Below are 11,905 nucleotides of genomic sequence, written 5' to 3'. Positions count from 1 at the left end.
ATGTCTTTGCCGATCAGAAAGCACAGACGGGACTGTTTGTCCGGACAGTGGGTATCACCCATGCCACCATGAGGATCGGGCTGGCAAATATCGTCTACAACATGCGCCGCTTTCTGTTCCTGGAGTGGATCAGTACGACCGCATAGCAATCCAGAACTCATCCCTCGTTCTACCCCAGTCGCAGAGTGAAAGTGACCATCCAGGATCATCAATTCCTGCTCGTTGAGCCCAAAATCAGCACACAAGAACTTCAATTGACGGTTCTTCGCCTCCCCCCCATTTTTTGTCAACGCGACCTAAGCAGATGCGCCGCATTGCAACCCGCTATGACAAGACCGCCTTGTCCTTCATGAGTTTCCTCAACCTCGCCGCGGCAAGGCTCTGGATCAGGTCTTTTGTCAACGTGACCTAAGGGAGCACTCATCAGCAAACGGCCAAATTAGGGCACGCGGGAAAGTCTCTCCCACTCCGCATAATTCAGGATAACAGCCGTTGGTTTACCGTGCCGCGTAATGATGGCCGGCTTCGGCAAAGCGACGGCCCAGAGTACATAATGTCGCGCCCTGATCCGCACAGACCGTCAGATGAAAGGCATCTCCGGCATGGGGCCAGCCACACGCGGGTTCGGCAGTTGGAAGAGCAATCCAGGGAAAGCTGCCTGAAGATGACTGACCTGCGGCGGGTACTGCTACATGGTATTCTTGAAGCCGGAAAAGGCACAACGGCTGACGAAATCTGGAAAATTCTGAATAGGATGCTGGGCGGTCATACACCCAGTCATGGTTCAATCCAGCGTAATCTCAACCTGCTGGTCAAACATGGCGTATTGCGTCGCGATGTCGGGTCAAACCGGGTGTGGCGTTACGACATTGCCTCGGCATACAAGGAAACGTCTCCAGCATGATGTTTGTCAATGCCGAGACAGGCGCCACATTCCTCTCCGCTCCCTCAAGATCACCGCCCTGTTATATCGCGTTGCAGCCGAATACGGCCTGGTCCTCAAAAGCGGAGCCATCACAGTTGCACCCAGCAACGACGAGCGGGACTGTCAGGCTCCTTCCCCATCGATTTGAGTAGAAAAAAAACCACTTCAGGCTCTGTGAGAGGCAATGAAAAAAAAGTCTTTCAGGACACGATACACTTCGTCGAAGAGCTGGCGTCACGTAAACATCGTCGTCCCCTTCAGTGTCCGTTTTCATGGCCGAAGCGGTAGCGGGCTCTGCGCGGTCAGTTCCCTGAGCGATACTCACCAAAGATTTCAGAACGTGCTGCGCAGTGTGGCCATGAAATTCCGGGGTTCTCCATAATAATTGTAGTAATAGATATTTCCGAGGCGCTGATAGTATCGTGTGTTGGAAATGTTGTTGATATTGACGGCGACATCCAGTCTGGGATTGAACTGGTAGCCGATCTGGGCATTGGCGACCACGTAGGTGCCCTGTCTGACGGTGCGTGTCGTGCCGAAGGTACTGCTCTGTGCGGTCAGGCCGCCGCCCACGCTCCAGACGTTTCTGGTCTGCTCGGGGGCTGCGAAGCGGTAGTGGCTCCAGAGTTTGAAGAGATGTCGGGGGGAGTTGGAGGCATAGGGCTGGCCTTCTAGGGAAGCCGTGCTGTCTTTCAGGATGACATTGTCATTATAGGTATAGCTGGCGTTGATATCCCAGCCCGGCAGGATACGGCCGATCATCTCCGCTTCCGCGCCCTGGCTGCGCACCTTGCCGGCTGCACGGTAGCAGTCGCCGGTTCCGCTGCGGCCGCAGGTGGGGGCGAGATCGCCATCGATCATGGCCTTGTTGCGTTCGATCACGCGGTAGCCGGCCAGCGTGACGTTCAGGTTATGATGGAAGAAGTCGCCTTTCAGCCCTCCCTCGATCTGCTGGCCGAGATCCGGTTTCAGGCGGCCGGTCGGGGTGTAGCCGGACTGGGGGGTAAAGGTGTCGGTGAAGCTGACATAGGCGGAGATCCCGGATGTCACGTTCCAGACCAATCCCAGATATGGTGTCGGGACGGCGTTGTTCTTCAGGCTGGTGACATAGGGGCTATTGGTGGAGATGTTTCTGTATTTGTATTCGTAAAAGCTGATCCGGCCGCCCATGAGCAGATGCAGTGATCTGAGCAGTTCGATCCGCAGGGACCCGTAGACGCCTTCCTGACGGGTAGGTTCGCGGTACATCGTGGTGATGTCGGGCTGGATTGTGCTTGAAATGACGGGCGAGAAGATGTCGAGGCCTGCGAGGCCCGTATTGACGCGCGAACTCTGCGTGGCGCCGCCGTCTGTCATCACGTCGGAATCATAATTCCCGCCGATCACCAGGTCATGCTTGCGGTTGAAGGCATGGATGGGGCCTGTGACATACAGGTCCACGCCATCGTACTGGTCATGGATCAGGGAGTTCGCGACGACGAAATTGGCGGTTTTCTGAGCTGTGGCGGCACTGTTGAGGTAGGTGTAGTGCAGGCTTGTATCGGTCACGCGGTGCCGGCCGGTCAGACGCGCGCGCCATCCGCCACCGAAACGGTGCTCCAGTTCGCCGCCGAGTTCATACATGGGGGACGTCGTATGGCCCCAGTCGGCGCCGACGAAGCTGTTGCGGCTCAAGTGCAGGTCGCTGCCGTCGGCCGCGCGGGGGAGGCCCATGAAGCGGGTGGTGTCATTTTTCTGTCCGGTTGCGCTCATGGACAGGGTCGTATGGTCGGTGATGTGCACATCGACATCGGCATAGGCCGTCCAGCGGCGGTCATGCGCGTGCTGATAGAAGTAGCCGCGGTCGGTTCCGGCGATCACGAAACGGCCTGTCACCCGTTTGGACGGGCTTAAGGGCCCGGTGAGATCGGCATCGGCATGGTAATTGCCCCAGGAGCCGCCGCTGAACGATCCCTGAGCCCTGAACTGGTCCAGGGGGCGTTTGCGGACGAAGTTCACGCTCCCGCCCGGGGGAGCGGAGCCCTGAAACGTGCCGTTGGGGCCACGGAGCACTTCGAGCCGGTCGTAAATGGCGAGATCGAACTGCTGCGCCATCTGCAGGCCGCCCGTTGAGGGCACGCCGTCGAACTGGGGCGTGAGCGCATAGCCGCGGGCTGTCATGCCGGCGGTGCCGTCCCCGTAGAGATTGACGTTCACGCCGGACACCTGTTTGAGCGCATCGTCGACGCTGTTGAGGTTCTGGTCGTGCATCTGCTGGCTGCTGAGCACGGAGACGGATTGCGGGATTTCGTTCAGTCGCAGGAGCATCTTGCCCATGGACACCGCCTTGACGACGTAGCTCCCCGTCCCGTCGGTGGTCGCGTTTTTCCGTCCCTCCCCCCAGACAACCAGACTTTCCACGCTGGAGGGCATCTCGTTTGTTGCGGAGGACTGCTGGGCCTGCGGAGGTTTTGCCGGGCCTTTCTTCTGGGCGTTGCCCGTGGCGTAGGGAGAGGTGGCTTTTTTGTCCTCCCTGTCCGGGATATCGGCGGCGTTGGCCATTGTGACCGGAAATCCGGCGCTGACCGTCCACAGGAGAACGCCGTAGCGGTACAGGTTCTGTATCGTGCTGCTGGTTTTCCCGTGCATGTCCACCTGACCGCTCCGCCGTGATTTCTGCAAATGAAATTCGCAAATGAGAATTAGTTTCATATAACGGAGATGTGATGTTTGTAAATTTTCTTACTTTTGCTGGCGCGTGGCTGGACGGTCTGCGGCCCGGACGGGCGGGTCTTGATCGCTTCATCGGGGGCATGCAGTCTTGCGCGTCCGCCTGATGGAACAGGATGCGGGCGGCAGGAAAAACCAGCGGGGTCAGGGCAGCGTGAAGAACAGATTCTGGGTGTTGGGCGGACTGTTTCTGGCGGTTTCTCCAGTTGTGGGAGCCGGATTTTCCCAAGCCCGGGCAGCCTCGCCGTCAGGAGAGACCATGCCTGCGAACCAGACCCATGATGCCGTCATTGCGGCCCGTGCATTTCTCGCCAGCTTCGATTCACAGGGGCGGACGAAGGTGCAGTTTCCATTTGTTGCACAAAAATCCGGCACGCTTGTCCGCTTCCGCAGGAGTGCTCCGGGGCAGCCCGTTGTGCCCGTGACGGGCGATCAGACGGCGGCTCCGGCCGCGCGCGGCCCGGGCATGGGACCACCGGGGGGATTTGTCGGGGAGCGTTACGGCACGGCCGTGTGGTCCAATTTTCCGGTCAGTGACGTGCTGCGGCCCGGACTTCAGATGGGGCAGCTGACGCCGACCCAGCGGGCAGCGGCATTTCACCTTCTGCAGACGCTTCTGAGCGCACGGGGCTATCAGAAGGTTCAGGACATCATGGACGGGGATCAGGCACTGGCGGATGCCGGGACCGATTTTGCGTCCGGCAGGGCCGTCTACACCATTGGCATTGTCGGGGAGCCTTCGGAAACGGCGCCCTGGATGGTGCAGTTTGGCGGGCATCATCTGGGACTGAACCTTGTGATCGATGGTCCGCATGGCGTGATGACCCCGACCCTGACCGGGGCCCAGCCTGCGATCTACAAGCGGGGCGGCAGGACGGTGCGTGTTCTGGCCGGGGAGAACGACAGGGCCTTTGCGCTGCTGGATGCGCTGGATGCGCAGCAGCGCAAGCAGGCGATCCTGCCCTATGCCGTGGATGATCTCGTGGCAGGGCCCGGGCATGATGGCGAAACCATTGTGCCCGAAGGCATCAAGGGGTCTGCGCTGAATGCGGCGCAGAAAGAGATGCTGATGGACATCATTGGCGAATGGGCCGGGATCATCAACGACACCTATGCCGCGCCGCGCCTGAAAGAAATCCGCGAGGGGCTGGACGAGACATGGTTTGCCTGGAGCGGTCCGACCACTCATGAGCCTGACCGCAACGGCTCGTCCTATTATCGTATCCAGGGTCCGCATCTGCTGATCGAGTTTTCCCCGCAGGGCGTCGGCGGCGATCCGACGCTGCATGTCCATACGGTTTACCGGGACCCGACCAACAGTTACGGTAGCCGGTTTACAGCGCCATGAGCAGGATACGGAGCATGGTGGTGGCGGGTGTGGCCCTGCTGCTGCCCGTGACGGCATCGGCGCATCGGCTGGACGAGTATCTTCAGGCCACGACGATCGCTCCGGCGCGTGATCACATCGCCCTGCATCTGCGGCTTGTGCCGGGTGTGGACGTGGCCGGGGCTGTGATCGGGCAGATCGATACCGATCATGACGGTCGGCTGTCTCCCGCGGAACAGCAGGCCTATGTTGCGCGGGTTGCGCACGGCCTGTCCGTCTCCCTGAACGGGGAGCCTCTGGCACTGGTGCCGGAGGAGGCGACCTTTCCGTCACTGGAGGCCATGCGCGGGGGGACAGGGGTTCTGGATTTCCGCTTCCGGGTGCGTGCCGTGCTGAAGACCGGGGCCAATCATCTGGCGTATCGCAATACCGGGGCCGGCCCCGAGACGGTGTGGCTCGTGAACTGTCTGGTCCCGCAGGATCCGGGGCTGCATGTGTTGCAGCAGACGAGATCTCAGGACCAGTCGGATTATCAGCTGGATCTCATGGCCGATCCGGCCTGATCGGCGGACGGTCCTGCGGGGTAAGGTTTCAGCGGGGCTGGCGCGCGGTCAGGATGGCGCGCCGCCTGTGCTATTTTATGAAATTAATGGTTTTTTATTTAAACAGATCCATCAGAAATTTTACATAAAGCTCATACCAAAAGTAAAAAATAATTTTTACTTTGATGGAATAGTAAAAAAAATTCCATAAATCACGATTTAAAAGACGTAGTATTTCAGGCCCCCTATCGTCCCGGTTTCCCTTCCTTGCTGTAACCCTGTCGGGAACCGAGCTGAATGAATGCCATTGTCATCACCGCGCTGAGGCGACCGCTCACCTTTGTCGTCCTGTCGATCATGATCGTGATGCTTGGCGTCATGTCCATTTTCAAGACACCAACGGACGTCTTTCCAAACATCAACATCCCCGTCGTCTCGGTCGTCTGGACCTATGGCGGGATGCTGCCCGAGCAGTTCGCCGGGCGTATCATCTACAATTACGAACTCAATGTGACCTCGACCGTCGAAGGCATCGAGCACATGGAATCCAACTCCTATTACGGACGTGGGATCGTCAACATCTACTTCCAGCCGGGGACCGATATCGGCCCGGCGGAGGCGGATGTCGTCGCCATTTCGCAGACCGTGATCCAGCAGTTGCCGACGCATATTCCCGCGCCCATGGTCATGCGGCTTGAGGCGTCGTCCGTACCTGTCATTTCGCTTCAGATCACATCCGACAAGCAGACGCCGTCGGACCTGTTCAAGCTGGGCGTTATTTCCGTGCGGCCGCTTCTGGTCACGGTTCCCGGGTCTGTGGTCGCCCATCCCTATGGCGGGATGGACAGCTTCGTGATGATTGCGCTCAACCAGGCGCAGCTCCGGGCGCATCATCTGTCCGCCATGGATGTTCAGGCCGCCATGCGGGACCAGAACATCGTTCTGCCGGCCGGTGACCAGAAGATCGATGCGACCGACTGGATGGTGCAGACCAACGCCACCCCCACCAGCATGAAAGCCATCGGCGACATTCCGGTGAAGCGGGTGGGCAATGCGGTCATCTACATCCATGACGTGGCGGACGTGTATCGCGGCGGCCATCCGCAGACGAACGTGGTTCTCGTCAAGGGGCGTCAGGGTGTGGAAATCGTCGTCATGAAGGGCGGCGGGGCCTCGACGCTGGATGTCGTCAACGGCGTGAAGAACCTTCTGCCGCGCCTGCGCCGCATCCTGCCGCCAGACGTGCATGTCTCGGTCCTGACGGATGCGTCGACCTTCGTGAAGGATTCCATCAAGGACGTGGTGCGTGAAATGGTCACGGCCGCGTTCCTGACGGGGCTCGTGGTGCTGCTGTTCCTGGGGTCGTGGCGCTCGACGATCATTATTGCGACGTCGATCCCGCTGGCCATCCTGTGCTCCATCATCGGGCTGGGCTGGGCCGGGCAGTCCATCAATGTCATGACGCTTGGCGGTCTGGCGCTTGCGGTTGGTATTCTCGTGGATGACGCGACCGTCATGATCGAGAACATCGACACCCATCTTGAAATGGGCAAGGGCCTTGAGGACGCCATTATCGATGCAGCCAACCAGATCGTGGTGGCGACCTTCGTTTCCACGACCTGCATCTGCATCGTATGGCTGCCGCTGTTCGAGCTGGACGGCGTAGCGGGCTTCCTGTTCCGGCCGATGGCCATGGCCATCATGTTCGCCATGATCGCCTCCTTCATCCTGTCGCGGACGCTGGTTCCGACGATGGCGAAATATCTGCTGACGGATCATGTTCACAGCGGTCTGCATGGTCAGGAGCATGAGGCCCTTCACATGGACCAGACGGTTGCCGGTGGGCCGCGCAAGGGGTTCCTTGGCCGCTTTCAGCAGGGTTTCGAGCGGGGTTTCACCCGCTTTCGCGAGGGCTATAACCGCGTCCTGACCCGTTGCGTCGAGCGTCGTATCGCCTTCGTGGGCGTGTTCCTCGGCGTTTCAGTGCTTTCGCTTGGGCTTTATGCCACGGCGGGGCGGGACTTCTTCCCCGAGACGAAATCCGGCCTTCTGCAGATGCACATGCGTGCGCCTCTGGGCATGCGGATTGAGGTTGCGGGGCGGATTGCGGCACTCGTGGATGACCGTATCCACAAGATCCTGCCCGGCAAGGTCGAGGACATCATCAGCAATTGCGGCCTGCCGGAAGGTCCGCACAACCAGGCTTTCATTCCGACGCCCAGCATTGGAACGCAGGACTGCGACCTGACGATTACGCTCAAGAACGAGGCCTCGCCGGTCTGGGATTATCGCCGCCTGCTGCGCAAGGATCTCTCGGCACAGTTCCCTGGCACGGTCTTTACGTTCCAGCCGGCTGATCTGACGGCCAAGATCCTGAATTTCGGGGCACCGTCTCCGATCGACATTCAGGTTTCGGGTCCGGATATCCGCCAGAACTACGCCTATGCACGCTCCATCCTCGGGCCGCTGCGGCATATTCCGGGGGCGGCGGATGTCGTGATCCAGCAGACCATGAAGACGCCGACCCTTATGGTTCAGGGCAACCGGACTTTCAGCCAGGCGACCGGCCTGACCGAGGCGGATCTTGCGAACAACGAACTGATGGCGCTGTCGGGAAGCTCCACGGTTGATCCGCAATACTGGCTGGATCCGAACGACAACGTGACCTTCCCGCTCAATGTCTATGTCTCGCAGGACCAGTTGACCCACCTGACGGATCTGATGACGATCCCCGTGGACAAGGGCGACGGCGACCCGAGCGGAACCCAGACCCAGCTCCTTGGCGCCATCAGTGCGATCAAGGCGACGGGGACGCCAGGTGAGGTCTCGCACTACAACTCCATGCCGGACATCGACATCTATGTCTCGGCGGAAGGCACTGATCTGGGCTCCGTTCTTGATGGAGTGCACAAGGTCCTGAACGACACGGCAAAGACTGTTCCGGTGTCTGCACAGGTGGATGTCCGCGGTCAGGCCACGACCATGCACGGGGCTTACAACCAGCTCGTGCTTGGCCTCGCCGTCTCGGTGGTGCTGATCTATCTGCTGATCGTGGTGAACTTCCAGTCCTGGCTGGATCCGTTCATCATCATCACGGCCCTGCCCGGCGCGCTGGCCGGGATCGCCTGGGCGCTGTTCCTCACCCATACGCGCCTCTCCGTCCCTGCGCTGACGGGGGCTATCATGTGCATGGGCACCGCGACCGCGAACTCGATCCTTGTCGTGTCCTTCGCCCGCGAGCGGATCGAGGAGCATGGCGATGCCCTGCGCGCCGCCGTGGAAGCCGGTTACGGGCGTATCCGTCCCGTCATCATGACTGCTCTGGCCATGGTGGTCGGCATGGTGCCGATGGCGATTTCCAACTCCACCAATGCTCCGCTCGGCAAGGCCGTGATTGGTGGGCTGATCGTCGCCACCATCTCGACCCTGCTGTTCGTCCCCTGCGTCTACGCAATCCTCCATAACCGTCCCGCGCGCCACAAGGAGACAGTCTGATGGCCTCCCTTTCCCGTAAGTTCATTCTTGGCGCGGGAGCCTGCGCCGTGGGCCTCTACGTCGCATTTCTCGTCGTCGACCGCGTCCATGCCGTCAGCACTTTGCGTGCCGAAACCAATGCCGGCGCCATTCCTGATGTGTCGGTCGTCTCGCCGCACCGGACCAGCCCGAAAGTGTCCCTGACGCTGCCTGGCAATATTGATGCCTGGTATCAGGCGCCGATCTATCCGCAGGTCTCTGGTTATGTGAAAATGTGGTACAAGGACTATGGCGCGCATGTGAAACAGGGCGACGTTCTGGCGGAAATCAACGCGCCGGCGCTTGATGCCGAATATGCGCAGGCCAAGGCCAGTCTTGCGTCCGTCATGGCGAAATACAATCTGGCGTCCGTCACGGCGAGCCGCTGGCGTGCGATGGGCAAGTCCCAGTCGGTTTCCGGCCAGTCGGTTTCGGTCGCCAATGCGAACGAACAGTCCGCCAATGCCGAAGTGCAGGCCGCACAGCGCAATGTGGATCATTTCGAGGCGCTCGAACGCTTCAAGCAGCTCGTGGCCCCATTTGACGGGATCGTCACGGCCCGTTCGGTCAATGTTGGCGACTACGTCAATAATGGCGGCGGCGGTCTGAATGCGACGGGGAGTGCCTCCGAGCTCTTTACCGTGGCCGATACGGACAAGCTGCGTCTCTTCGTTTCCGTGCCGGAAGTCTTTTCCTACGTCCTGCAGGACGGCATGACCGCGCAGGTTACGGTGCCGCAATATGCGGGCAAGACCTTTACGGCGAAGTACCTGACGACGTCCAAGGGCTATGACCCCAACACGCGTACGGCCATTGCGGAATTCGTGCTCGACAATCCGGGCAATCTGCTCTGGCCCGGCACGTTCGCCTCGGTTGCCCTGACGGCGAAGAACACGGATGCCAATCTGTATGAAATCCCGAGCGGCAGTCTCGTTTTTGAGGAAAAGGGCATGCAGGTCGCGGTCGTGGATGCCACCAGCCACGTCCATTACGTCAATGTTCAGGTGGGGCGCATGGCGGACAGCTCCACGGAGATCCTGAGCGGCCTCAAGCCGACGGATCGCATCATCAACAATCCGCCTGCCGATCTGCTGGAAGGCGATGTGGTGCATGTCGTGACCCCGGCGCGGGGCTATAATGAAAGCGGCTTCGAGACTGACAATGACTCCTCCGACAATGACGGGGACGAATGATGATCCTAGCCACCTTCCGACGCCTCGCACTCACCGGTGGATCAGCCCTCGCGCTGATCAGCCTGTCGGCCTGCGATCTGGCCCCGACTTACAGAACCCCGAACTTTGTCGTTCCCTCAAGCTGGCAGGGGCAGGCGCCCTTTGCCGTGGCAACCCCCGCGGATATGGTGCTGCCCGCCAACTGGTGGACCATGTTTCAGGACCCGCTGCTGAACGATCTTGAAGCGCGGGCCACGGCCGATAACGGCGATATCCAGGCGGCGGCCGAGCGCTTCATTCAGGCACGCTCGCTGGTTGTGGCGGCACGGTCCGAACTGCTGCCCCATGCCAGTCTGGATGCGGGGGCTTCGGACAACAAGCAGTCCGCCGACCGGCTGTTCCGCAATGGCGCCACCCTGACGCAGACCAGTGAGGATTATGGGGGGCTGGTGTCGTGGGAGCCTGATTTCTGGTCGTCCATCCGCAACCGCGTGCGGGCACAGAAGCAGTTCGCCCAGCAGCGGGCCGCCGATTTCGCCATGGCGCGCCTGAGCACGCAGGCCGAACTGGCACGCGACTACATCCAGTTACGCGGATATGACGCGCAGGATGCGATTTATGAGCAGTCCATCGGATACTATGAGCGGGCCGTTCGCATTACGGAAAACCAGGTCCAGAACCAGGCGGCCCCGCGCCTCGATCTGGCGCGGGCACAGGCTCAGCTCTACACCACGCAGGCGGCCCGGCTGGACATTCAGGCAGCGCGGCAGGTCATGGAACATGCGATCGCGGTGCTGACCAATACGTCGCCGTCGAGCTTCCATATTCCGGCCAGCCCGGAGTTCCATTTCATCCAGCCGACGATCCCGACGGATGTTCCTTCGACCCTGCTTCAGCGCCGCCCGGACATTGCGGCGTCCGAGCGTGAAATGGCGCAGGCCAACCGGGAGATCGGCATTGCGCGTGCGGCGTTCTATCCGCATATCGCGTTGAATCTGAATGGCGGGTTTGAGGCCAACGGCTTTGATCTGGCCAATCTTGCCAACTCGCTGTGGACCTATGGGGCGAGCCTGCACATGCCGCTGTTCGATGGCGGGCTGCGCCGGGCGGAGCTTCAGAGAACATGGTCGGCCTATCGCGAGACCCGTGATACGTATCGGATGAAGGTCCTGTCAGCGTTCCGCGAAGTGGAGGACGGTCTGTCCCTCACCGAGCGTCTGACGAAGGAAAACGCGGCGCTGGAACAGGCGGTGAAGGCCAATCTCGCGACGCAGAACATGACCATGACGCTCTATCAGGGCGGTGTTGGCACCTATCTTGAAGCCATCGTCAGCCAGGAAAACACGCTGGAAAGCCGCATCCATCAGGTTGAGGTTGCGACCCGGCTGTATCATGCGGATGTGGATCTGATCCGCAGCCTCGGGGGTGGCTGGACCGTGAAGGATCTGCCGACCATGGACCAGACCCTCTCGATCGCTCCGCTGCAATACGACAACCTGCACCACCCGAAACCGGTTGGAGACGTCAATGCGTCCCAGCATCCGGAACAGTTCGAAGACCTGACTGCACCGGATGCGGCATCCCGTATTCCGACCCACAAATAGCTTTTCATAAATGTTCGACCGGTTCGAGGAGAGCTACCCTTGTGATGCCCCAGGAAAATACGTTTACTGAGCATTACACCGGAAAGTTCATCATCCACGACTACGTCACGGCG

General features: G+C 60.2%; 8 protein-coding genes and 1 pseudogene. 7 read left to right on the top strand and 2 right to left on the bottom strand.

Annotated elements, in window-relative coordinates:
• Positions 1 to 146: pseudogene (locus HKD27_RS16525) on the top strand (IS5/IS1182 family transposase); the annotation flags it as partial.
• A 293-nt stretch (positions 147 to 439) separates the two neighbouring features.
• Here HKD27_RS16525 and HKD27_RS14080 read toward each other — a convergent pair.
• A complete protein-coding gene (locus tag HKD27_RS14080) occupies positions 440 to 574 on the bottom strand; it encodes a type II toxin-antitoxin system prevent-host-death family antitoxin (RefSeq protein ID WP_194689873.1) in 135 nt (44 codons plus the stop codon).
• Between the two features lie 90 nt (positions 575 to 664).
• Between HKD27_RS14080 and HKD27_RS14075 the strand changes: the two genes are divergently transcribed.
• Positions 665 to 904 (top strand): hypothetical protein, encoded by a 240-nt coding sequence (locus HKD27_RS14075; protein WP_194689872.1) that lies wholly within the window; start codon positions 665 to 667, stop codon positions 902 to 904.
• Between the two features lie 354 nt (positions 905 to 1,258).
• On the opposite strand, the gene HKD27_RS14070 is transcribed toward HKD27_RS14075, so the two are convergent.
• Entirely contained in the window at positions 1,259 to 3,553 is a 2,295-nt protein-coding gene (locus HKD27_RS14070) for a TonB-dependent siderophore receptor (RefSeq protein WP_194689871.1), read from the bottom strand.
• 340 nt (positions 3,554 to 3,893) lie between these two features.
• Here HKD27_RS14070 and HKD27_RS14065 point away from each other — a divergent pair, with 340 nt between their 5' ends.
• The 5 genes from HKD27_RS14065 to HKD27_RS14045 all read left to right on the top strand — a co-directional run bounded on the left by HKD27_RS14065 (position 3,894) and on the right by HKD27_RS14045 (position 11,792).
• The gene (locus HKD27_RS14065; protein WP_228518536.1) at positions 3,894 to 4,982 is read left to right on the top strand and encodes a DUF3500 domain-containing protein; all 1,089 of its coding nucleotides are present in this window, start codon (positions 3,894 to 3,896) and stop codon (positions 4,980 to 4,982) included.
• Entirely contained in the window at positions 4,979 to 5,524 is a 546-nt protein-coding gene (locus tag HKD27_RS14060; RefSeq protein WP_194689870.1) for a hypothetical protein, read from the top strand. The genes HKD27_RS14065 and HKD27_RS14060 overlap by 4 nt, the downstream gene beginning before the upstream one ends.
• 276 nt (positions 5,525 to 5,800) lie before the next feature.
• Complete coding sequence (locus HKD27_RS14055) at positions 5,801 to 8,998, top strand: efflux RND transporter permease subunit (protein ID WP_194689869.1); 3,198 nt, start codon at positions 5,801 to 5,803, stop codon at positions 8,996 to 8,998.
• On the top strand, positions 8,998 to 10,209 hold the full coding sequence (locus tag HKD27_RS14050; protein ID WP_194263716.1) for an efflux RND transporter periplasmic adaptor subunit: 1,212 nt from the start codon (positions 8,998 to 9,000) through the stop codon (positions 10,207 to 10,209). The genes HKD27_RS14055 and HKD27_RS14050 overlap by 1 nt, the downstream gene beginning before the upstream one ends.
• Positions 10,209 to 11,792 (top strand): efflux transporter outer membrane subunit, encoded by a 1,584-nt coding sequence (locus HKD27_RS14045; protein ID WP_194689882.1) that lies wholly within the window; start codon positions 10,209 to 10,211, stop codon positions 11,790 to 11,792. The genes HKD27_RS14050 and HKD27_RS14045 overlap by 1 nt, the downstream gene beginning before the upstream one ends.
• The last annotated feature ends 113 nt before the right edge of the window (positions 11,793 to 11,905 follow it).

It is taken from the genome of Gluconobacter sp. R75690, assembly GCF_015244525.1.
Taxonomy (GTDB): Bacteria; Pseudomonadota; Alphaproteobacteria; order Acetobacterales; family Acetobacteraceae; genus Gluconobacter; species Gluconobacter potus.
This window is presented reverse-complemented; position numbering and strand designations above follow the sequence as displayed.